The sequence below is a fragment of the Streptomyces poriticola genome, from assembly GCF_036689765.1.
GTDB classification, from domain to species: domain Bacteria; phylum Actinomycetota; class Actinomycetes; order Streptomycetales; family Streptomycetaceae; genus Streptomyces; species Streptomyces poriticola.
Window position 1 is genome coordinate 41,704 of sequence record NZ_JBAGKH010000009.1, and the last position, 22,399, is coordinate 64,102.

The 22,399-nt window shown below is 72.0% G+C and carries 18 protein-coding genes; 4 read left to right on the plus strand and 14 right to left on the minus strand.

Annotated features, from left to right (window positions below):
- Nucleotides 1-211 precede the first annotated feature (211 nt).
- On the minus strand, nt 212-1,705 hold the full coding sequence (gene nsdA / locus V5O46_RS15445) for a transcriptional repressor NsdA (RefSeq protein WP_332885170.1): 1,494 nt from the start codon (nt 1,703-1,705) through the stop codon (nt 212-214).
- Nucleotides 1,706-2,162: 457 nt separating this feature from the next.
- On the opposite strand from nsdA, the gene V5O46_RS15450 reads away from it, so the two are divergent.
- Nucleotides 2,163-2,828 carry a bifunctional DNA primase/polymerase gene (locus V5O46_RS15450; protein WP_332885171.1) on the plus strand — a complete coding sequence of 222 codons (666 nt, stop codon included), beginning with the start codon at nt 2,163-2,165 and terminating at the stop codon, nt 2,826-2,828.
- A gap of 200 nt (nt 2,829-3,028) precedes the next feature.
- Here V5O46_RS15450 and ftsY read toward each other — a convergent pair whose 3' ends face one another.
- Complete coding sequence (gene ftsY / locus V5O46_RS15455) at nt 3,029-4,237, minus strand: signal recognition particle-docking protein FtsY (RefSeq protein ID WP_332885172.1); 1,209 nt, start codon at nt 4,235-4,237, stop codon at nt 3,029-3,031.
- 191 nt (nt 4,238-4,428) lie between these two features.
- Here ftsY and V5O46_RS15460 point away from each other — a divergent pair, with 191 nt between their 5' ends.
- Nucleotides 4,429-5,898, plus strand: coding sequence for a cytosine permease (locus tag V5O46_RS15460; protein ID WP_332885173.1), 1,470 nt, complete (start codon nt 4,429-4,431; stop codon nt 5,896-5,898).
- Nucleotides 5,899-5,968: 70 nt separating this feature from the next.
- Entirely contained in the window at nt 5,969-6,940 is a 972-nt protein-coding gene (locus tag V5O46_RS15465; protein ID WP_332885174.1) for an LLM class flavin-dependent oxidoreductase, read from the plus strand.
- Between the two features lie 76 nt (nt 6,941-7,016).
- Here V5O46_RS15465 and V5O46_RS15470 read toward each other — a convergent pair whose 3' ends face one another.
- From V5O46_RS15470 to V5O46_RS15485, 4 genes are all read right to left on the minus strand, one after another.
- On the minus strand, nt 7,017-8,432 hold the full coding sequence (locus V5O46_RS15470) for a sugar porter family MFS transporter (protein ID WP_332885175.1): 1,416 nt from the start codon (nt 8,430-8,432) through the stop codon (nt 7,017-7,019).
- A 225-nt stretch (nt 8,433-8,657) separates the two neighbouring features.
- On the minus strand, nt 8,658-12,293 hold the full coding sequence (gene smc, locus V5O46_RS15475; RefSeq protein WP_332885176.1) for a chromosome segregation protein SMC: 3,636 nt from the start codon (nt 12,291-12,293) through the stop codon (nt 8,658-8,660).
- Nucleotides 12,294-12,570: 277 nt separating this feature from the next.
- Nucleotides 12,571-12,774 (minus strand): hypothetical protein, encoded by a 204-nt coding sequence (locus V5O46_RS15480; protein WP_184764132.1) that lies wholly within the window; start codon nt 12,772-12,774, stop codon nt 12,571-12,573.
- A gap of 379 nt (nt 12,775-13,153) precedes the next feature.
- Nucleotides 13,154-13,435, minus strand: a complete 282-nt coding sequence (locus tag V5O46_RS15485; RefSeq protein WP_332885177.1) for an acylphosphatase — start codon at nt 13,433-13,435, stop codon at nt 13,154-13,156.
- A 251-nt stretch (nt 13,436-13,686) separates the two neighbouring features.
- On the opposite strand from V5O46_RS15485, the gene V5O46_RS15490 reads away from it, so the two are divergent.
- Nucleotides 13,687-14,904, plus strand: a complete 1,218-nt coding sequence (locus V5O46_RS15490; RefSeq protein WP_332885178.1) for a CAP domain-containing protein — start codon at nt 13,687-13,689, stop codon at nt 14,902-14,904.
- A 25-nt stretch (nt 14,905-14,929) separates the two neighbouring features.
- Here the strand turns inward: V5O46_RS15490 and mutM are convergent, their stop codons facing one another.
- From mutM to recG, 8 genes are all read right to left on the minus strand, one after another.
- Nucleotides 14,930-15,790 carry a bifunctional DNA-formamidopyrimidine glycosylase/DNA-(apurinic or apyrimidinic site) lyase gene (gene mutM / locus V5O46_RS15495; RefSeq protein ID WP_332885179.1) on the minus strand — a complete coding sequence of 287 codons (861 nt, stop codon included), beginning with the start codon at nt 15,788-15,790 and terminating at the stop codon, nt 14,930-14,932.
- An 85-nt stretch (nt 15,791-15,875) separates the two neighbouring features.
- The gene (rnc, locus tag V5O46_RS15500; protein ID WP_332885180.1) at nt 15,876-16,700 is read right to left on the minus strand and encodes a ribonuclease III; all 825 of its coding nucleotides are present in this window, start codon (nt 16,698-16,700) and stop codon (nt 15,876-15,878) included.
- A gap of 7 nt (nt 16,701-16,707) precedes the next feature.
- Nucleotides 16,708-16,881: a 50S ribosomal protein L32 gene (gene rpmF, locus V5O46_RS15505; RefSeq protein WP_332885181.1), complete on the minus strand. Its 174-nt coding sequence runs from the start codon at nt 16,879-16,881 to the stop codon at nt 16,708-16,710.
- Nucleotides 16,882-16,883: 2 nt separating this feature from the next.
- On the minus strand, nt 16,884-17,528 hold the full coding sequence (locus V5O46_RS15510) for a YceD family protein (RefSeq protein ID WP_332885182.1): 645 nt from the start codon (nt 17,526-17,528) through the stop codon (nt 16,884-16,886).
- A 125-nt stretch (nt 17,529-17,653) separates the two neighbouring features.
- Nucleotides 17,654-18,718, minus strand: a complete 1,065-nt coding sequence (locus V5O46_RS15515) for a cell division initiation protein (protein ID WP_332885277.1) — start codon at nt 18,716-18,718, stop codon at nt 17,654-17,656.
- 122 nt (nt 18,719-18,840) lie between these two features.
- Nucleotides 18,841-19,320: a pantetheine-phosphate adenylyltransferase gene (coaD, locus tag V5O46_RS15520; RefSeq protein ID WP_332885183.1), complete on the minus strand. Its 480-nt coding sequence runs from the start codon at nt 19,318-19,320 to the stop codon at nt 18,841-18,843.
- Between the two features lie 26 nt (nt 19,321-19,346).
- Nucleotides 19,347-19,934: a 16S rRNA (guanine(966)-N(2))-methyltransferase RsmD gene (gene rsmD / locus V5O46_RS15525; protein ID WP_332885184.1), complete on the minus strand. Its 588-nt coding sequence runs from the start codon at nt 19,932-19,934 to the stop codon at nt 19,347-19,349.
- Nucleotides 19,935-20,090: 156 nt separating this feature from the next.
- Nucleotides 20,091-22,352: an ATP-dependent DNA helicase RecG gene (gene recG, locus V5O46_RS15530; RefSeq protein WP_332885185.1), complete on the minus strand. Its 2,262-nt coding sequence runs from the start codon at nt 22,350-22,352 to the stop codon at nt 20,091-20,093.
- Nucleotides 22,353-22,399: the final 47 nt, after the last annotated feature.

Genomic DNA, 22,399 nt, shown 5'->3' on the forward strand with positions numbered 1-22,399 from the left:
AAGCCCCGCGTTGTTTCGCCGCCGTGACGAAGACGCGGTGTGTGTTACGCCTCGGTGAACTGCCGGATACCGGCCCCCGCGATCGTTATCGTGGCGCAACCTGGGGGGACGGGGCCGGCCGCGGCGGCCTTCCGATGACCTGGCATGGGGGAGCCGAGTCGGGCAGTTCGGGAGGGCCGGCCGCGGCCGGGGCTCGAGGTGGCGGCGGGTCTCAGACCGCCTCGGCGGCCTCGGGCAGTTCGCCGGAGAGGCGCTCGGTGAGATCGACGACCTCGGCGAGATCCCCGAAATCGCGTACGGCCGTGTCGACGGTCTTGCGGATGCGGGTGTTGACGCGCTCGGAGCGGACCTTCTTGGCGATGCCCATGGCCTCGGTGACGAGTGCCGTGCTCTGCTCGGGCTCTCTCCGCAGCAGGTGCACGGTGGCCATGCCGATCAGGTTCAGCGCGTAGGAGCGCTGGTGCTCGTCGTCCTCGCGGAACAGCTGCACGGCGCGGCCCATCAGCGGTTCGGCGAGAGAGGCGTAGGTGGGGCTGCGGCCCGCGACATAGGCGAGGTCGCGGAAGGAATGGGAGTTCTCGCCGTGGAGCTCGGCCTCGGAGAAGAAGCGGATCCAGTCGGGGTCCGGCTCGTCCCACTCGGCGGCGTCGGCGAAGGCGTCCTCGGCCATCCGCACGGCGCGCTTGCAGCGGCTGGGCTGACCCATGTTGGCGTAGGCGCGGGCCTCCATCGCATACAGCATGGACTGGGTGCGCGGGCTCGCACAGTCCCGGCTGCCGTACTGCGCGAGGTGGACCAGCTCCAGGGCGTCGTCGGGCCGGCCCAGGTGGATCATCTGGCGGCTCATGCTGGAGAGGATGTAGGAGCCGAGGGGGCGGTCGCCGGCCTCCTTGGCGGCGTGCAGGGCGAGGACGAAGTACTTCTGCGCCGTGGGCTGCAGCCCGATGTCGTACGACATCCAGCCGGCCAGCTCGGCCAGCTCGGCGGCGACCTTGAACAGCTTGGCCCGGGTGGGGCCGGGCTGCGGCTCCTGGAGGAGGTCGGTCACCTCGTGCAGCTGGCCGACGACGGCCTTGCGGCGCAGGCCGCCGCCGCACTGGGCGTCCCACCTCCGGAACATCACGGTGGTGGACTCCAGCAGCTCCAGCTCGGGCCGGGAGAGCCGGCCGCGGGCACGCGAGGCGGGCACCGGCTCGGGCTCCCCGGCCGGAGCCGCGGGGGCGGGGACGAGCCAGCGCTGCATGGGCTCGATGAGGGACGGGCCCGCGGAGAGGGCCAGCGAGGTCCCGAGGAAGCCACGCCGCGCCAGCATCAGGTCGCTGCGCGAGAACTCGCTGAGCAGGGCCACGGTCTGCGGGCCCGTCCAGGGGAGGTCCACGCCGGTCGCGGACGGTGACGGGCGGGAGGCGCGCAGGCCCAGTTCCTCGACGGAGACGACGGTGCCGAAGCGCTCGGAGAACAGCTCGGACAGGATCCGGGGGATCGGTTCCCGGGGGTTCTCGCCGTCGAGCCAGCGGCGGACCCGGGAGGTGTCGGTGGAGATGTGGCCGGCACCGAGCCGGCGTGCACGGCGGTTGACCTGGCGGGCCAGCTCGCCCTTGGACCAGCCGCTGCGCACGAACCACGAGGTGAGCAGCTCGTTGGGGCGCTTGTCAGCGTGCGTGGCGCTGCCGGCGCCCGAACCGCTTCCGCCGTTGCCGCTCACTGGAACGCCCCCATTCCCTGCCGACCGCCTGTCGCCGAGTGCGCCAAGCCCTATCAGAATGCCGGTGTCGTAGCCCTCCGTCCGGCGATTCTCACTCTTCGAACAGAGAGCCGAGTTGCCTTTGGCATACCCACACGTGCATGTGCCCCGAGGCCCTGCACACACAAAGTAATCCTACGATCACCCGCTCAGCCACGACGATCGCGGAAACGCCACCATTCGCCACCCCTTCGAATGAACCCGCGACGACGTCCTCGCGATTCACTTGACATAGGCCAGCGGGGAGTGGGTGCGGCGATGCACACCGGGGCGCGCATCCCCGACCACACCACCCGGGGCGCTTCCGGGCGCTGCCTGAACCGCGCGGCGCTGGGGAGGGGAAACAGAGTCGGAAACAGAGCGTCACGTCACGCGTCCGCTGCGTAACCGTCCGTGCGTCGGACCCGTTGGAGGGGGTATGGGCTTCACGATCGGCAGCAGTCGGGGCATCCGCGACCTCAGGACCGGCGGGCGCCGCCGTGGCCGCTCGTCGGAGTGCACCGCGGTGGCCGAGTTCACGGGACTGTGGGGCTGGGACGTGGTGCCGGGGGCGCGGGCCGCTGACGGCGCCTGCTCCTGCGGCCGGCGCGGCTGCCGGGTGCCGGGGGCGCACCCGCTGGACTTCGCGCCCGAGATCCCCGCCGGGTCGACGCTGGACGAGGTGACCCGGGCGTGGGCCGAGGTGCCGGGCGCCTCGGTGATGCTGCCGGTCGGGCGGACCTTCGACGCGGTCGAGGTGGCCGAGGCCGCAGGGCGGCTGGCCGTGACCCGGCTGGAGCGCATGGGCCTCCCGCTCGGCCCAGTCATCGTCACCCCGAGGGGCCGCGCCCAGTTCCTCGTCGCCCCCGGCGCCGCCGCGGAGCTGCCCAAGCTGCTGTACCGCATGGGCTGGGACACCCCGGCCGCCCTCGACCTCACCGGCCTCGGCCCCGGTACGTACCTCACGGCCCCGCCCTCCGACCGCGGCGGCCACGGCCCGGCGCGCTGGCTCCGTCCCCCGGCCCTCGACTCGGCGACCAGGCCCCCGGAGGCCCGCCTCCTCCTGGGCACACTGGCGTACGTGGCTCACCGTTCCCGGGCGTAGCCCCCGGCGCCGGTCGCGGGCGATCGCGCCTCCCCCCTCCCGGGGCCCCGCCGTCACCGGGCTGCGCACCCCCCCCGGCCCCGCGCAACCGCACCCGGCGTGCGAGCTCCCGCCACCGCGAAGCGCCCGTCCCCCGACATGCGGGGGGGGCGGGCGCTTCGCGGTGGCGGGCGTACTCGCAGGACAGCCCGCGGGCGACCTCAGTCCCCGATCAGCGCATCGACGAACGCCTCCGGTTCGAACGGCGCCAGATCGTCCGCGCCCTCGCCGAGCCCGATCAGCTTGACCGGCACTCCCAGCTCGCGCTGGACGGCCACCACGATGCCGCCCTTGGCGGTGCCGTCCAGCTTGGTGAGCACGATGCCGGTGATGTCGACGACCTCGGCGAAGACCCGGGCCTGGATCAGCCCGTTCTGGCCGGTGGTGGCATCCAGTACCAGCAGCACCTCGTCCAGCGGCGCGTGCTTCTCCACCACGCGCTTGACCTTGCCCAGCTCGTCCATGAGCCCGGTCTTGGTGTGCAGCCGGCCGGCGGTGTCGATGAGCACCACATCGGAGCCGATCTCCTTGCCCTCCTTGACCGCGTCGAAGGCGACGGAGGCCGGGTCACCGCCCTCCGGGCCGCGCACGGTGTGGGCGCCGACCCGCTCGCCCCAGGTCTGCAGCTGGTCGGCGGCGGCGGCCCGGAAGGTGTCGGCCGCGCCCAGCACGACGCTGCGGCCGTCGGCGACCAGCACCCGGGCCAGCTTGCCGGTGGTGGTGGTCTTGCCGGTGCCGTTGACACCCACGACCATCACGATGCCGGGCCTGCTGGCTTCCGGCTCGGTCCTGACGGTGCGATCGAGGTCGGCGCCGACCAGCGTGATCAGCTCCTCGCGGAGCAGGCCCCGCAGCTCCTCGGGGGTGCGCGTGCCGAGCACCTTCACACGCTCGCGCAACCGCTCCACCAGCTCCTGGGTGGGCTGCACGCCGACGTCGGCGGTGAGCAGCGTGTCCTCGATCTCCTCCCAGGTGTCCTCGTCCAGGTGCTCGCGCGACAGCAGCGCGAGCAGCCCCTTGCCGAGCACGTTCTGGGAGCGGGACAGACGGGAACGGAGCCGGACCAGACGGCCGGCGGTGGGCTCGGGGACCTCCAGCTGGGGGACCTCGAGCTCTTCGACGACAGGCGGTTCCGCGACGGTGGCGGTACCCCCGTCGGGGAGGTCGACCTCCTCGATCGTGCGGCGCGGCTCGTCGCGCGGCGTCTCGGCCTCGTCGCCGACGTGCGGCTCGGCCGGAGGGGCGGTGAGGTCGGGGGCGGCCGGCGGCGGCGGGGGCACCTGCTTCTTGCGGCGACTGCCCACCACCAGCCCGCCGAGCGCGCCGATCACGACCACGGCGATGACTACAGCAAGGATGACGATGTCCATAACGCGTCCAGTATCGGCCATGGCCGCCGGACTCACGCCGACCCCGGGCGGACGCCGCTCATGACTTCCGCCCAGGGACAAAGACCCCTTCAGGCCAGAAGTCAGATCAAAGTACGATGGCGCAACGTGCATCAACGCGCGTAGAGTTCCGTCCGGCCCTTCTCCACACCCCTGAGGCACGGTCCCCCCACATGAGCAGAACCGCCGAGTCCGAAGGCGCACTCGAAACCCGCGGCATCGAGCAGGTACCCGACGCCGAGCGCACGGCCCGGGTGCGGGAGCTGTTCCCGACCTGGGTCGGCGCCAACATCAGCGTGCTGCTGCTCACCATGGGCGCCGGCCTGGTGGTCGCCTACCAGCTCAACTTCTGGCAGGCGCTGGTCGTGTCCGGCGCGGCGCCCGTCGTCTCGTACGGCCTGGTGGGCCTGATCGGCATCGCGGGCAAGCGCGGCGGGGCGCCCGGCATGGCGCTGTCCCGCGCGGTGTTCGGCCAGCGCGGCAATCTGCTGCCCGGTTCGCTGATCTGGGTCGCGCGCTGGGGCTGGGAGACGATCAACGCGGTCGTCGGCGCCTACGCGATGCTCACGGTGCTGGACATCGTGTTCGGCATCCGCTCCAACAGCGTGCTGGACATGGTGATGCTGCTCGCCTTCGTCGTGGCGACCTTCGCGATCTCGGGCCTGGGCATCAACGCCGTGCAGAAGTGCAACAAGTACGCGACCTACCTGTTCGGCACGTTCTCGGTGCTGGTGCTGGGCCATCTGGTCGTGGACACCGACTGGTCGGCGGTCTTCGACCGGTCCGCCGGACCGGTGGCCGCGATGATCACCGGTGTGGGACTGATCGCGGCGGGCGGGGTCAGCTGGATCCCGTCCGCCCCGGACTTCACCCGGTACCTGCCGCGCACGGCCTCCTCCAAGGGCATCGTGGGCGTGACCGTGGGCGGTGCCGGAGTCGTCGTCCTTCCGATGGTGCTGATGGGCATGGTGATGGCGGTCTCGACGCCGGATCTGGCGTCGGCCGCCGACCCGGTCTCCTTCCTCGGCGAGATCCTGCCGACCTGGCTCGCGGTGCCGTATCTGCTGATCGCGCTGATCGGCATGCTGTTGATCAACTCGATGTCGATGTACTCGGCGGGCTTCACCGCGCAGACCCTGGGCTTCACCGTGCCGCGCCACTGGGCGGTGTCGGTCAACGCGCTGATCTCACTGGTCTTCGGTGGTGTGCTGATGCTGGTGGCGACCAGCTTCATGGGCTCGTTCATCGCCTTCCTGTCACTGCTGGCGGTCGCCTTCTCCGCGTGGGTCGGCGTCTTCGGCGCGGACATGCTGCGCCGCACGGAGTACGACGGCGCGGCCATGGCCGACACCGGACGTACCAGCGCGTACTGGTACCGCGGCGGCTTCTCCCCCGCGGCGTGCGCCGCCTGGGCGGTGGGGCTGGCCGCGGGCCTGATGTTCAGCACGTCGGACTGGTTCACCGGTCCGCTGGCCACGAACAACGTCGTCGGCGAGTACGGCCTGGGCTGGGTGGCGACGGTGGTGATCTCCGGTCTGCTGTACCTGGTACTGCCCAAGCCGCCCGTGGCCGTCCCGGCCCCGTCCGCCACACCGGCCGGGCGGGCCGAACAGACCGAGGAGCCCGCAACCCTGGCTGTCTGACGCTCTGGCTGTCTGACGCTCCGTCAGCTAACGTCACTCCACCACCCGCCGGTGAAGGGGGACGTTCGCCATGCCTGTCACGGTCGTACGGTTCAACCTGGTGGAGCCCTCGGCGACCCGGGCTTCGCTGAGCGCCCGCTACCGGGCCGCCCTGGAGATGGCCGCCTACGCCGATGCCCGCGGGGTGACCACCGTCCAGACCGAGGAGCACCACGGCGCGGCGGACAACTGGCTGCCCTCGCCGTTCGTCCTCGCCGGCGCGGTGCTGGGCGCGACCCGGCGGCTGACGGTGACGGTGTCGGCGGCCATCGGCCCGCTGCACGACCCGCTGCGGCTGGCCGAGGACATCGCGGTGCTGGATCTGCTCAGCGGCGGCCGGCTGGTGACCGTCGTCGGCATCGGCTACCGCCCCGAGGAGTACGCCCAGTTCGGGGTGGACTTCGCGCGGCGCGGCCGGCTCCAGGACGAGCTGCTGGAATCGCTTCTGGCGGCGTGGACCGGCGAGGAGTTCACCCACCGCGGCCGCAGGGTGCGGATCACGCCGCGCCCGTACTCCGATCCGCACCCCCCGCTGCTGGTCGGCGGCGCCTCGCAGGCCGCCGCGCGCCGGGCCGCCCGGTTCGGCCTGCCGTTCTTCCCCAGCGCGCATCTGCCCGGGCTGCGCACGTACTACGAGGAGCGGCTCGCCGAGTACGGCACCGAGGGCTGGGTGATGATGCCCGAGCCCGAGACGCCGCTGCTGCATGTCGCCGAGGACCCGGACCGGGTGTGGGCGGAGCACGGCGGGCACCTCCTGCACGAGGCGCGGACGTACGCGGGGTGGCAGTCCGGCGGGAACCGGTCGGCGGTGGGGTCGGCTGCGACGACGGTGGACGAGCTGCGCGCGGAGGGCGTGTACCGGGTGGTCACGGCGGAGGAGTGCGTGGCACTGGGGCTGGACAGCCTGGTGCTGCATCCGCTGGCCGGCGGGATGCCGGTGGAGGAGGGGTGGCGCAGTCTGCGGCTGTTCTGCGACGGCGTGCTGCCCCGGCTCGGGAAGTGAGCCGGGGCAGCACGCCGGGGATACGGGGAGAGGGGCAGCGGGGACTTGGCTCCTCTCCCCGGGCCGGTGGACGGGCTCAGCCCATCTCCTCCAGGGACTTGCCCTTGGTCTCCTTCACGAACTTCAGGACGAACGGGATGGAGAGCGCCGCGAAGCCCGTGTAGACCAGGTAGGTCGCCGAGAGGTTCCAGTCGGCCAGCGACGGGAAGGTCGCGGTGATGGCCCAGTTGGCGACCCACTGCGCGGAGGCGGCGACGCCGAGGGCGGCGGCCCGGATCCGGTTCGGGAACATCTCGCCGAGCATGACCCAGACGACCACGCCCCACGAGAGCGCGAAGAACAGCACGAACAGGTGGGCGGCGATCAGCGCGACCCAGCCCTGGGTGGCCGGGAGCTGGCCGTCGGCCAGGGAGGAGAAGGCCCAGGCCTCCAGCGCCAGGCCGATCACCATGCCGACCGAGCCGATGATCGCGAGCGGCTTGCGTCCGATGCGGTCGACGAAGATCATCGCGATCACGGTGCCGACGATGTTGATGATCGACGTGGTGAAGGAGTAGAAGAACGAGTCCGAAGGGTCGACGCCGACCGACTGCCACAGCGTCGCGGAGTAGTAGAACGCGACGTTGATGCCGACGAACTGCTGGAAGACCGACAGGCCGATGCCGATCCAGACGATCGGCTTGAAGAAGAAGCTGCCGCCGAGCAGGTCCTTGAAGCGGGACTTCTCCTCGCTGTGCATGGCGGTCTCGATCTCGGCGACCCGGGCGTCCAGGTCGATGTCCCGGCCCTCGACCTCGGTGAGGATCTCGCGGGCGCGCTCGCGCTTGCCGACGGAGATCAGGAAGCGGGGGGACTCGGGGATGGCGAAGGACAGCAGGCCGTAGAGGACGGCCGGTACGACCTCCACTCCGAGCATGACCTGCCAGGCCTCCAGCCCCATCAGCTCACCGCGCTGGTCGCCGTCGGCGGCGTTCAGCAGACCCCAGTTGACCAACTGGGAGACGGCGATGCCGATGACGATCGCGGCCTGCTGGAAGGAGCCGAGCCGGCCCCGGTAGGCGGGCGGGGCGACCTCGGCGATGTAGGCGGGGCCGATCACGGAGGCCATGCCGATGGCGAAGCCGCCGACGACCCGCCAGAAGGCGAGGTCGTACAGGGAGAAGGGCAGGGCGGAGCCGACCGCGCTGACGGTGAACAGGATCGCGGCGATCTGCATGCAGCGGATGCGGCCGATCCGGTCGGCTATGCGTCCGGCGGTCGCGGCGCCTATCGCGCAGCCGATCAGGGCGACGGCGATGACCTGGGCCAGCGCAGCGGAGCCGACGTCGTAGCGGTCCCGGACGGCTTCGACGGCACCGTTGATGACGGAGCTGTCGTAGCCGAAGAGGAAGCCGCCCATCGCGGCCGCCGCCGCGATGAAGATGACATGCCCGAGATGATCGGGGTGAGCCGTTCGGGCTCCTGTGGGGGGTGCCTGCGTGGTGCTGGTCACGTGTACTCCTCGGGCATCCGGCAACGCTGCCGGGGTGGTTCGCCCTTCGAGGTCCACCTGAAGGTACCTGAAGGTAAAAGCAACGTCGGAGAGACTATGGCTTCAAGTTTCGAAGTCAATAGCGGGAACCGTGTGAGTTGACCGACCACAGGGAGAGAAGTTGTGTTCACTTCTTGAATGACTGGAGGTGAGACGGTGCGAGACGGGTGTTGGAAGGCCCACGGCTCAGCGCAGGCGCTGGCTGATGACCTTCGACACACCGTCGCCCTGCATGGAGACGCCGTACAGCGCGTCGGCGACCTCCATCGTGCGCTTCTGGTGGGTGATCACGATCAGCTGCGAGGCCTCCTGCAGCTCCTGCATGATCCGGATCAGCCGCTGCAGGTTGGTGTCGTCGAGCGCGGCCTCGACCTCGTCCATCACATAGAACGGGCTGGGCCGTGCCTTGAAGATGGACACCAGCATGGCCACCGCGGTCAGCGACCGCTCCCCGCCGGACAGCAGGGACAGCCGCTTGACCTTCTTGCCCGGCGGCCTGGCCTCGACGTCCACACCGGTGGTGAGCATGTTGTCGGGATCGGTCAGCACCAGCCGGCCCTCGCCACCGGGGAAGAGCCTGCCGAACACGCCCTCGAACTCACGGGCCGTGTCGCGGAAGGCCTCGGTGAACACCTGCTCGACCCGCTCGTCGACCTCCTTGACCACCTGGAGCAGGTCGGCGCGGGTCTTCTTGAGGTCCTCCAGCTGCTCGCTGAGGAACTTGTGCCGTTCCTCCAGCGCCGCGAACTCCTCCAGGGCCAGCGGATTGACCTTGCCGAGCTGCTGGTAGGCCCGCTCGGCGGCCTTCAGCCGCTTCTCCTGCTCGGCACGGACGAACGGCCGGGGGAGGTTGCGCGGATGCGCCGGGTCCTCCGGGAGCTCCTCGCCCTCGGCGGGCGGGGAGGGCGGCACCGGCTGCCACGGACCGTAGTCGGCCACCAGCCCCTCCGGCTCCACCCCGAGCTCCTCCAGCGCCCGGGTCTCCAGCTGCTCGATCCGCAGCCGCTTCTCCGCGCCGAGCACCTCGCCCCGGTGGACCGAGTCCGTCAGTTTGTCCAGCTCCGCCTTGAGATCGCGCCCCTCGGTGCGGGCTGCGGTCAGCTCCTGCTCCCGCCGGTCCTTGGCGGCCTCGGCAGCGGTGCGCTCCTCGTCCGCGCGGGTCAGGGAGACCTCGACGTGCGCAAGCAGCTGGCGGGCTCCGGAGGCTACGGCCCCGGCGACGGCCGCCTCGTGGCGCAGCCGCGCCTGCCGCCGTTCGGCACGCGCGCGTGCCTCGCGTTCGGCGCGGGCGGCCCGGTCCAGGGAGTCGGCCCGTCCGGCCAGTCCCTTGACCCGTTCCTCGTGGGTACGGGCCTGGAGGCGGGCCTCCATCTCGGTCTGCCGGGCGTTGGCCCCGTCGGCGGCGAGCCGGTCGCGCCGCGCGGTGTCGGGCTCCTCCTCGACCGGCATCTCCTCGGCGACGGCCAGCCGCTCGGCGAGCTCCTCGACGTCCATGAGCGCCTTGTCCAGCGCCTCCTGTGCCCGGTCCGCGGCGGCCGCGGAGCGCTCGGCCTCCCCTGCGGCGCCGCGTGCCTGGCCGGCGAGCCGGCCGAGCTGCTGGGAGACGGCGGCCTTCTCCCGGTCGGCGGCCCGGCGGCGCTCTCCGAGCTCCTCGACGAGGGCGGCACATTCCGTGCGCCGCTCGGCCGCCGCGCGCTGGGCGTCCGTCAGCTCGGCGCAGCGTACGGCCAGCTCCTCCAGCTCGGCGGCGGCCTCGTCGACGGAGGCCTGCACCTCCAGCAGGCTGGGCGCCGCGGCGGAGCCGCCGTGCGCGAAGTGCGCGCCGAGGAGGTCGCCCTCGGCGGTCACGGCGGTGAGCTGCGGGTGGGCGTAGACCAGCTCCTCGGCGTCCTCCAGGGTGTCCACGACCACGATGCCGCGCAGGAGGCGGTGGACGGCGGGGATCAGGTCGGCGGGGCCGCGGACGAACTGCTCCGCGGGTCGTGCGTCGCAGGAGCCGGTCCGGGGAGGCCGCCCGTCGTCAGCGGGTGCGCCGAGGCAGGACGCGCCCGTGCGGTGCCGGCCGCATGACGGACACGGCCCTGCGCCCTCTCGGGGCGCTTCCGTCCCGGCCGACAGCAACGAGGCCCTCCCTGCGTCCTGCTTCCGCAGCAGACGGATCGCCTCGGCCGCCGCGGACGGCGAGGCGACCGCGAGCGCGTCCGCCGCCGCGCCGAAGGCCGCCGCCAGCGGCACCTCGTAGCCGGGTGTCACCGTCAGCAGTTCCGCTGCCGGGCCCAGCAGCCCGGTGAGCCGGTCCTTCGCCCCGAGCAGCGCCCCCGTCCCGTCCTTGCGGCGCAGTCCCAGGGCGAGGGTCTCGTGCCGGGCCTGGGTGGCGGCGCGCCGTCGCTCGGCCTCGGTCAGCGCTTCCCGGGCGGCGCCCAGTGCGGCCTCCGCCTCGGCGAGCCGTGCCCTGGCGGCCTCGTGCTGCTCGGCCAGTGCGGTGTCGCCGGCGTCGAGGCCGTCGACCTCGGCCTTGAGCGCCTCGTACTCCTCCTGGGCGGCGACGGCCCGCTCCTGGGACTCGTCGCGGGCGGCGGCGAGCCGTTCGATCTCGGCCTGGGCCGCCGCGGCACGCGAACGGGCGGCGCCCACCTGGCCGCTGAGCCGGGCCAGGCCCTCGCGGCGGTCGGCGATGGCGCGCGCGGCGTCCTTCAGCCGGCGTTCCTCGCGGGCCAGTTCGGACTCCAGCTCGGCGCGGTGGGCGACGGTGTCCTCCAGGGCGCGCTGGGCGGCCTCCAGCGCGGCCTCCAGCTCGGCCTCCTGCTCGCGGACGCGGGCGGCCTCGCGCTCCAGGTCCTCCGGATCGCGGCCCCGGCGCTCCTCGGGCGGCGCGGAGGTGGCGCTCTTCACCCGGGCGTCGGCCAGCGAGACCGTGCCGCGCACGCGCTCGGCGAGCTGGGAGAGCTCGTACCAGGTCTGCTGGGCGCGCTGCAGCCGCGGGGTGAGCCGGCGCACCTCGTCCTCCAGGTGCGCCTCCCGCCGCAGGGCCTTGCCCAGCTCCTGCTCGGCGGCCTCCTTGCGTTCCTTCAGGGCGGCCTCGTCGGCGATCTCGGCCTGGAGCGCCTCCCGCAGCCGGACCAGGTCGTCGGCGAGGAGCCGCAGCCGGGCGTCGCGCAGGTCGGCCTGGATGACGGCGGCCCGGCGGGCGACCGCGGCCTGCCGGCCGAGCGGCTTGAGCTGGCGGCGCAGCTCGTCGGTGAGGTCCTGGACGCGCGCGAGGTTGGCCTGCATCGCGTCCAGCTTGCGGAGCGCCTTCTCCTTACGCTTGCGGTGTTTGAGGACGCCGGCCGCCTCCTCGATGAACGCGCGGCGGCCCATGGGGTCGGCGTGCAGCACGGAGTCGAGCTGGCCCTGGCCGACGATGACGTGCATCTCGCGGCCGATGCCGGAGTCGGAGAGCAGTTCCTGGATGTCGAGCAGTCGGCAGGTGTCGCCGTTGATCTGGTACTCGCTGCCGCCGTTGCGGAACATGATCCGCGTGATGGTGACCTCGGCGTACTCGATGGGCAGCGCGCCGTCGGAGTTGTCGATGGTCAGCGACACCTCGGCGCGGCCGAGGGGCGGGCGGCCGGTGGTGCCGGCGAAGATGACGTCCTCCATCTTGCCGCCGCGCAGCGACTTGGCGCCCTGCTCGCCCATGACCCAGCTGAGCGCGTCCACGACATTGGACTTGCCCGAGCCGTTCGGGCCGACGACGCAGGTGATCCCCGGCTCGAACCGGAGCGTGGTCGCGGAGGCGAACGACTTGAACCCGCGGAGGGTCAGGGCCTTCAGGTGCACGCCGCCGGACTCTACCCGCCGGGGTTGTCTCACTCCATGAACCCTTGGATCCCCGCGGTTTCACCGGTGAACGCGCAGGGCACATCAGACGTTAAAGAAGCTGAAAGGATGCGTGGGGAAAGGAACGCGTCGCGGCGGGGCGGGCGAGGCCGCGGCACGGGCACCGGGCAGCGGGCAAGAAAGAAGGGACGCCGAAGCGTCCCTTGCAACTCTGACAACTGAGCGGTTGTACGGGCAGCCCAACCACTGCTCGTGCCGTCGTGGAGCGATGCAGTGATCAGGTCAGCGCAGGCTCCGCCTGGTGTGCGTCAACGCTCTCCATGATCCTGTCGTGAGAAGCGGCAGCCGTCAGCGCGTCGTTCTCGGCCTGGATGCGTCCGAGCTCGGATTCCAGGTCCTGGACGCGCTGCTGGAGCCGTCGCATCTCGGCGAGGAGTCGCGGGTCGGAGCCGCCGACGTAACCGAGAAGCGCCTTTGCCATGATGGATGGTCCTCCACAATGAGTGACCGACCGATGCGGTGTGGGTCGTGAGGGATTCGCACCCGCGGTGCTTGGCACTCTTGAGTTCTTGCTGCCGTTCAACCATGCCAAACAGCTAAGGTGCGCGGGGCTTTCAGCGTCTCACCAAAAAGTTTGACGGTCAACACGATCACGCCCCGTATTGACGGGTCACCCGGGGGCGCGCGGCCGGACTCGGCGGCGCTGCGGCTCCTGCGGGCCCCTCGGGGCGTGGCGATCATCCTGTCGTGCGGAGCCCTGCATGGCAAGCCTTTCTCGGCAACCACCTGCTCGTTCTCCCGTCCGGCACCCCGGGCTGGCGGGCCCGCCGAGGGCCGCCGGGGCGCCGGGACGCGGGTGATCAGCGGACGGCGAAGCCGTCGTAACCGCCGCGAGGTGTGTCCCAGATCTCGGTGACGCCGTCCACGCGCCCGGGCGTGTCGTCACCCTGGAGCCAGTCGAGCAGGCCCTCGCAGCGCTCCCGCGGGCCCTCCGCCACCACCTGGACGCGCCCGTCGTCCAGATTGAGAGCAAAGCCACTCAGACCTCCGAGCTCCAGGGCCCGTGCCCGCGTGAACCAGCGGAAACCCACACCCTGGACGCGTCCGCGCACCCAGGCGACCAGCCGTACATCCTCGCTCATGAGTGCAACCTAACGGGCGGATGTCACTCAGAACACTTCCGCCCCCGGCGCCATGCGGTAGCGTCCCGACCCAATGAATCTCATATGAAACTCACTCGATCGTGTGAGTTCGGTGATGATCGCGAGGACGATTTCGACCGCAGGTCGGCCGCAGGGAGATCACGGAAAGCTCCCGGGAAGATCGCGGGGACGATTCGGCCGAGGGGCCGTCGCCGGGACGATCGACCGCAAGGGACGAGGAAGGCCAGGACATGGGACGCCACCGACGCTCCGCCGCCGGCCGCGCCGCCAAGGGCCGCGCCACGGGGGTCGACCACACCGAGGGCTCCGGGGCACGGGGCCACGACCCGCTGGACCCGGCCGCGGGGGACGACGCCTCGATGGGGATCGCCCCGTACCTGAACCCCGAGGCCTACGCCGAGGTCCAGGCGCGGAGCGACGCCTACCTGTTCGGCCCGGACGGCACCAGGGGCCAGGGCGCACCGCAGGCCGGGCACACCGTCGCCTTCACCGGTGAGGGGTTCACCCCCGACGCCGGGACGGGGCACGGCGGGTCCCACCGGCGCCGCAGGCGGAGGACCACGGCACCGGTGCGCACGGGGCTGCTCGGCGCCACCGCCGCCGTCGCGCTCGGCACCGTCGCGGTGGCCACGGGCGTGGTGCCCGGCCTGGAGAACTACCGGCTCGGCTCGGGCGGCGGCAGCGACGACCGGGTGCAGTCGGCGGACCGGCCGACCAACACCGCCACCGAGCAGGGCGGCGCCTCCGGCAGCGTCGACGGCGGACGCGGCGCCGACGCGGGCACCAGCCGCGGCACCGACCGCTCCATCTCCCCCTCGGCCTCGCCCTCCCCGTCGGCCTCGCCGTCCTCGCCCTCCTCGTCTCCGTCGGACGCCTCCTCCGAGGCGCCGTCGGCGTCCTCCGCATCGAGCGAGGCCCCGGTGAGGACCCAGGAACCGGCCGAGCCCAAGGTGCCTGCCCAGCCCCGGACGCCCCCCGCCGAGAAGCCGCAGCAGGAGTCCACACCCTCGCCGTCCCGTACGGCCACGCAGCAGCCGGTACAGCCGAGCGCCCCGGTGACCGTGTCCCGGGAGGCCGCGGCCGAGGCGCAGGTGCTCAAGCTCGTCAACGACGAGCGGGCCAAGGCCGGCTGCAGCCCGCTGGCCGCGAACAGCGCCCTCGCCGGCCTGGCCGGCGACTTCAGCCGGGCCATGGCCCAGCAGGGCTTCTTCGACCACACCGATCCCAGCGGGGCGACCCCGTGGGACCGCGCCGAGAAGGCCGGGATATCGAACCTCGGCGGCGAGAACATAGCCCGCGGCCAGGCCGACGCACAGGCCGTCATGGACGCCTGGATGAACAGCGCCGGCCACCGGGACAACATCCTCGACTGCGAGTTCCGGACCCTGGGTGTGGGCGTGCACTTCGGGTCGGGCGGCCCGTGGTGGACGCAGAACTTCGGCTACTGACGTCTGCGAACGGACGACGGCGGTGCTAGGCCGTGCTGCGCGGCGGGCGCTGGCACTTCGGGCAGTAGTAGCTCGAGCGGTTCATCCAGGGGCGGCGGCGCAGCGGGGTGGCGCAGCGGCGGCAGGGCAGGCCCTCGCGGCCGTAGGCGTCGAGCGACCGCTCGAAGTAGCCGGACTCGCCGTTGACGTTGACGTACAGGCTGTCGAAGCTGGTGCCGCCGACCGCGAGGGCGGCGTTCATCACGTCCCGCACATGGCCGAGGAGTTCGAGGCTGCGGGGGCGGGTGAGTGTCGCGGTGGGGCGCTCGTAGTGCAGCCGGGCGCGCCAGAGCGCCTCGTCCGCGTAGATGTTGCCGACGCCGCTGATCAGTGACTGGTCGAGCAGCGCCCGTTTGATCGTGGTGCGCCTGCCGCGCAGCGCCCGGTGGAAGGCCTCGTCGTCGAAGAGCGGGTCCAGCGGGTCGCGGGCGATGTGCGCGATGACGTCGGGCAGCCCGTCGGGGGTGGTGTCGTGCAGCGAGAGACCGCCGAAGGTGCGCTGGTCGACGAAGCGGAGCTCGGTGCCGAGGGTGTCGGCGAAGCGGACCCGGACGCGCAGGTGTCTCTCGGCGGGGGCCTCGTGCGGCTGGACCAGCAGCTGGCCGCTCATGCCGAGATGGGCCAGGACCGCCTGGCCGGTGTCCGCCAGCGGCAGCCACAGGTACTTGCCGCGGCGGCGGGGGATGCCGACGCGACGGCCCTTCAGGCGGTGTGCGAAGTCGTCGGGGCCGGCGAGATGCCGGCGCACCGCGCGTGAGTGCAGCACATCGGCGTCGGCGACGGTCCGGTGGGCGACCCACCGCTCCAGGCCCCGCCGTACGACCTCGACCTCGGGCAACTCGGGCATGCGCTCCCCCACGGGCGGTACGGGCACGTCCCGAGCGCCCGCCCCAGGGCGGGGCGGGCGCTCGGGACGCGTGTGGTGCGGAGTGTCAGGCGGAGGCGGACGGTGCGTCGGCACCGTTCGACCGGGCGGCCTCGGCCGCCGCCTCGGCGCGCTCGTCCGCCGCGGCCCGGATGGACCGCCATGCGGACTCGGCGGCCTGCTGCTCCGCCTCCTTCTTGCTGCGGCCGGTGCCGGTGCCGTACGAGACGCCTCCGACGCGGGCGGCAGCAGTGAAGGTCTTCTCGTGGTCGGGGCCGGTCTCCGTGACCAGGTACTCGGGGACGCCGAGCCCTTCGGTCGCGGTGAGCTCCTGCAGGGAGGTCTTCCAGTCCAGGCCGGCGCCGAGGTTGGAGGACTTCTCGATCAGCGGGTCGAACAGGCGGTGCACCAGTTCGGAGGCCGCGTCGAGGCCCTGGTCGAGATAGACCGCGCCGATCACCGCTTCCAGGGTGTCGGCGAGGATGGACGCCTTGTCCCGGCCGCCCGTGCCCTCTTCACCGCGGCCGAGCCGGATGAAGGAGCCCAGGTCGAGCCCACGGCCGACCTCCGCCAGCGCACGCGAGTTGACCACCGCGGCCCGCAGCTTGGCCAGCTGGCCCTCGGGCAGGTCGGGGTGGGTGCGGTACAGCGTGTCCGTGACGACGAGGCCGAGCACGGAGTCCCCGAGGAACTCCAGCCGCTCGTTCGTCGGCAGACCGCCGTTCTCGTACGCGTAGGAACGGTGGGTCAGCGCTCGCACCAGAAGGGCGGACTCGACCTGGTAGCCGAGCCGCCCTTCCAGAAGCGTGTGGGACGAGGCCTGGTTGTCCGCCGGAGCACCCCCACTCGCGCGGGGAGTCTTGTTCTTTGGCGTGGACACAGTGCCTCTCACCAGCCGCTCAGACGTCGAGGACCTGGCGCTTGTTGTAGGTGCCGCACGACGGGCACGCGATGTGCTGCTGCTTGGGCTCGTGGCAGCGCTCGCACGCAACCAGGGTGGGGACCGCAGCCTTCCACTGCGACCGGCGGTGGCGCGTGTTGCTGCGCGACATCTTCCGCTTCGGAACAGCCACGGCTACTTCTCCTGCTTCTCGTCGACGCCCCGTTCGGCGCCGCTCTTCTCGTCCTTCTCGCCGTCCCTGATGGTGTCGGCGAGTCCCTGCAATGCCGCCCAACGCATGTCGACGGCGTCATGGTGGTGCTCCGGGTCGTCCGCGAGCCGTGCTCCGCACTCGGCGCACAACCCGGGGCAGTCCTCCCGGCACACCGGCTGCATCGGCAGTGCGAGCACCACCGCGTCACGCAGCACGGGTTCGAGGTCGATCAGGCCGTCCTCGACGAAGAGCCTGTCCTCGTCGTCCTCGGCGTCGTCGCCCGGTTCCGCGATCACGCGGCCCCGGTCGTCGGCGTCAGGGTACGAGAACATCTCCTGGAAGTCCGCTTCGAGCTCCAGCCCGACCGGCTCCAGACACCTTACGCACTCCCCCTCGGCGCGCGCACGGCCGGTGCCTGTGACAAGCACACCGTCCATGACCGACTCCAGCCGGAGCTCGAGCTCCACCGGAGCACCTTCCGGCACTCCGACGACCGACTTGATGCCGAAGTCCTTGGGAGCGTCGACCGTGCGGGTCAGGCGCTGCAGCGCACCAGGCCGCCGACCCAGCTCGTGTGTGTCGATCACGAGGGGGTTGCGGTGGTCGAGGCGGGCGTTCAGAGCCATTCCTGCTTTCGGTCTTCCGGGCTCAGGGGGCGCCGCCCACGGTGTCCCGGGCAGCGTTGATCGCGGATGTACGCGCGACCGAAGAGCCAGGATACTGGACCTTTCGCTCTCGGCCCAATCCGGCCTCAGCGGCCCTGCTCGTAGCGCTGCTGCTCGTACTGGCGCAGCTGCTCGGCGCTGATCATGCTGGTGTCGAAGAGGCTGGTCTCGTCGAGGGCCGGCTGCTGCGCCGGAGCGTGGCCCTGGGGCTCCGGCTGGGCGTAGCCCTGCTGGGCGTCGTAGCCCTGGTAGGCGGCGTACGGGTCGGCCTGCTGGTAGCCGTACGGGTCCTGCGGGGCGTAGCCCTGCTGGTAGCCGTAGGGGTCGGTGGCCGGCTGCGGCGGGTAGGCCTGGGCGGCCGCGTAGGTCTCCTGGGTGTCGTACGGCTGCTGGGCGGGCACCGCGGGGCGCTGCTGCGGCTCGGCCGGGGTGCCGGCGAGCGCCGCGAGGTCGGCGAGGTAGTCGGCGTCGCTGGCGTGCTGGACGGTGGTGGCGTCGTCGGCGAGGGCGCCGAGGTCGTCGGTGGCGATCCGGCCGTGCAGCTTCTCGCGGCCCCGGCCCACCGCCTCCAGGGTCTTGGCGAGGACCGCCTCGAAGGCGCCCAGTTTGGTGTCGACATAGGCGTCGGCGTCGCGGCGCAGGGTCTCCGGGTCGTGGCTGCGCTCGGGGGCGTCGTCGTCCTCGTAGCCCCGCTCGTCCAGGCCCGGACCGGTGCCGAGGAGCTTCTCGCGGCCGCGGCCGACGGAGCCGAGGGTCTTGGTGAGGACGACCTCGAAGTTGGCGAGCTTGGAGTCGACGTAGTCGTCGGCCTCGGCACGGACCTCCTCGGCCTCCCGGCGGGCTTCGGTGAGGATGCGGTCGGCCTCCGCCCGGGACCTGCGGGCCACCTCGGTGTCGGAGATCAGCGAGCCGCGCTCGGCGTGCGCGGCCCCGATGATCCGCTCGGCCTCGGCGCGGGCCTGGGTGACCATGTGGTCCCGGTCGCCGATCAGCTCCTGGGCCTGGGCGAGGGAGTCGGGCAGCGCGGCCCGTACCTCGTCGAGCATCGAGAGCAGTTCGGCGCGGTTGACCACGCACGAGGCCGACATGGGCATGGCGCGGGCGCCGGAGATCATGGTGACGATCTCGTCGAGCTTCTTCTGCACGTCCACCGTGTGCTCGCCACTCTCCACAGCTGTGTTGTCAGACGGACGCCACGACTGTACGGCCCGTGGGTGGCCGCGGGACACCGAGTGACGGATCGTCACCTTCCGCGGGTCCGCCGAGCGGTGTGTCAGTCCTTCCTCAGCCGCTCGCCGAGGGCGGTCAGGACGGCCGGGGGCACCAGGTGCGAGACGTCGCCACCCCAGGTCGCGACCTCCTTGACCAGGGAGGACGACAGGAAGCTGTAGGTCGGGTTGGTGGGGATGAAGAGGGTCTCTACACCGGAGAGGCCGTTGTTCATCTGGGCCATCTGCAGTTCGTAGTCGAAGTCGCTGACCGCGCGCAGGCCCTTGACGATGGCCGGGATGTCGCGCTGCTTGCAGAAGTCGACGAGGAGCCCGTGGAAGGCCTCCACGCGCACATTGCCGTACTCGGCGGTGACCTCGCGGATGAGCTCGATCCGCTCCTCGATCTCGAACAGGCCCCGCTTGGCCTGATTGATCATCACCGCGACATAGACCTCGTCGTAGAGCCTGGAGGCACGGGCGATGATGTCGAGGTGTCCGTTGGTGATCGGGTCGAACGACCCGGGACAGACGGCGCGGCGCACTTGTGATCCCTCGCTCTCCGGTCCGGTCATCGTGCGTCTTCGCACGTAGAGGCGGCGCGACCGTACCAAAACGTTCCCTCGCCGTAGCGCCGGGCCCGGATCGCCTCGAAGCCGTCCGGCCACCGGAATTCGCCGCCTCTGGTGCTGCGCTCCACGGTGACGAGAGCTTCGTCCGCGAGCCACCCCTGGGAGCGGAGTGTGAGCAGAATCTCCCGAAGATCGTCGTCGGTGACGGCGTACGGCGGATCCAGGAAGACGAGGTCGTAGGGGCTCTGCGGCGGGGCGGCGCGGATGATCTGCTCCGCCTTGCCGGCCCGGACCTCGGCGCCGGGCAGGCCGAGCGCCTTCACGTTCTCCCGGACGGTGCGGGAGGCCCGCGCGTCGGCCTCGACGAGCAGGGTGTGGCTCGCGCCCCGCGAGAGGGCCTCCAGGCCGACGGCCCCGGAACCGGCGTACAGGTCGAGGACCCGCTCACCGTCCAGGGGGCGGCCGAGCAGGGACTGCCAGGTGGAGAACAGGCCCTCGCGGGCCCGGTCGGAGGTGGGGCGGGTGCCTGTCCCCGGTGGGACTTGCAGGCGGCGTCCGCCGGCTTCGCCGGCGATCACGCGGGTCATGTCGGGTCCTTGTCGTGGGCGGTTCTCAGGTTCAGTGTGGCCGGTCGCCCGCGCGCGGCGGTAGCCGCATACGGATTCACGGGCCCGCGTCCCCGGTCGGTCTCCCCCAGCCTCTCTCACTCCTTGTCACCTCTTCTCGCCCCTTCTCGCCCCTTCTCACCCTTTCTCCAAGTACTGCTCCCTCTCGTCGTCCAGGAGCGCTTCCAGGGCCGTCCGCAGGCCGGGCAGGCTGCTCAGCTCCGGATCGGCGGCCACCACTGCCGCCGCCTCCTGTCTCGCCTCCGCGATGATCTCCTCGTCCTCGATGACCGCGAGGACCTTCAGGGACGTACGGGCGCCGGACTGGGCCTGGCCCAGCACATCGCCCTCGCGACGCTGTTCGAGGTCGATGCGGGAGAGCTCGAAGCCGTCCAGGGTGGAGGCGACCGCGTCGAGCCGGCGGCGGGCGTCGGCGGCCTCCGGCATCTCGGTGACCAGCAGGCACAGCCCGGGGGCGGAGCCGCGGCCGACCCGGCCGCGCAGCTGGTGGAGCTGGGAGACGCCGAAGCGGTCCGCGTCCATGATCACCATCGCGGTGGCGTTGGGCACGTTGACCCCCACCTCGATGACGGTCGTGGCGACCAGTACGTCGGTCTCACCGGCGGCGAACCGGCGCATCACGGCGTCCTTGTCGTCGGGCTGCATCCTGCCGTGCAGCACCTCGACGGACAGGCCCTGCAGGGGGCCCTCGGCGAGTTGCTCGGCGATGTCGCGGACGGCGAGCGGCGGGCGCTTCTCCGCCTCGTCCTCCGGGGACTTCCGCTTCCCCGGAGCATCCTCCTCGTCGCCGATCCGGGGGCAGACCACGTACGCCTGGTGGCCGCCCGCCACCTCCTCGCGCACCCGCTCCCAGGCGCGGGCCAGGAAGTGCGGCTTGTCCGCGGCCGGGACGACATGGCTGGCGATCGGCGAGCGGCCGGCCGGGAGCTGGTCGAGGACGGAGGTCTCCAGGTCACCGAAGACCGTCATGGCGACCGTGCGCGGGATGGGTGTGGCGGTCATGACCAGCAGGTGCGGTGACCGCCTCGCCCCCTGGGAGTGGGCCTTGCCGCGCAGGGCGTCGCGCTGCTCCACGCCGAAGCGGTGCTGCTCGTCCACCACCACCAGGCCCAGGTCGTGGAACCGCACCGTGTCCTCGATCAGCGCGTGGGTGCCGATGACGATGCCGGCCTCGCCGGTGGCCAGGTCGAGCAGTGCCCGACGCCGGGCGGCGGCACCCATCGACCCGGTGAGCAGCACCACCCTGGTGGAGTGCTCGGCGGCGCCGAGCATCCCCGCCTCGGCCAGCTCGCCCATCATCTCGGCCACCGAGCGGTGGTGCTGCTGGGCGAGCACCTCGGTGGGGGCGAGCATCGCGGCCTGCCCGCCGGCGTCGACGACGGCGAGCATGGCCCGCAGGGCGACCAGGGTCTTGCCGGAGCCGACCTCGCCCTGGAGGAGGCGATGCATCGGGTGGTCGGTCGCGAGGTCGTCGAAGATCTCGCGGGAGACCTTCTGCTGGCCGTCGGTGAGGGTGAACGGCAGGCGGTCGTCGAAAGCGGCCAGCAGTCCGTCCGGCGCGGGCCTGCGGGGGACGGCGGGAAGCAAGGTCTCGGCGTGCCGGCGGCGGGCCAGGGCGACCTGCAGGACGAAGGCCTCGTCCCACTTCAGCCGGGCGCGGGCGGTGGCGATGTCCGCCTTGGTGTGCGGGCGGTGGATCTTGAGCAGGGCCTCGGGGAGGGGGTCCAGGCCACGGCCCTCGCGCAGGGAACCGGGGAGCGGGTCCACGGCGTCCCGGGCGGCGGGCAGCACGGTCTGGACGGCCTTGGCGATCTTCCAGGACTCCAGCCTGGCCGTGGCCGGGTAGATGGGGATCAGGGCACCCGCCCAGCCCTCCACCGTCTCCGCCGTCTCCGCGGCGCTGTCGCCGTCACCGGCGCCGTCCGGATCGCCGCGCAGCAGCTCGTACGCCGGGTGGGCCAGCTGGAGGCGGCGGTTGAAGACCGAGACCTTGCCCGCGAACATCGCGCGCGTGCCCGGCAGCAGCTCCTTGTGAGGCTTGTGCACGCCGCTGCCGAAGAAGACCAGCTGGAGCCGGCCGCTGCCGTCCGTGATGGTCACCTCCAGCCGCTGGCCCCGGCCACGCGGGGCCTTGGCGGAGGCGAAGCTGTGCAGCCGGGCGTCGGCGACCTGGGCGACCACGGTGACGTGCTCGTCCATCGGGAGGTCGGCGAGGTGGGTGAGCTGGCCACGCTCCTCGTACCGCCGCGGGTAGTGGTGGAGGAGGTCGCCCACGGAGTGCAGGCCGAGGTGCTCGGCCATCACCTTCGCGGTGGCGGGGCCGAGCACCGACTTCAGGGGTCGGTCCAGTGGTTCTCGCAGTGCTGGCACGAGATCCATTCCACACCACGCCACTGACAACCGGCAGACGGCGAGCTCCCCGCCGG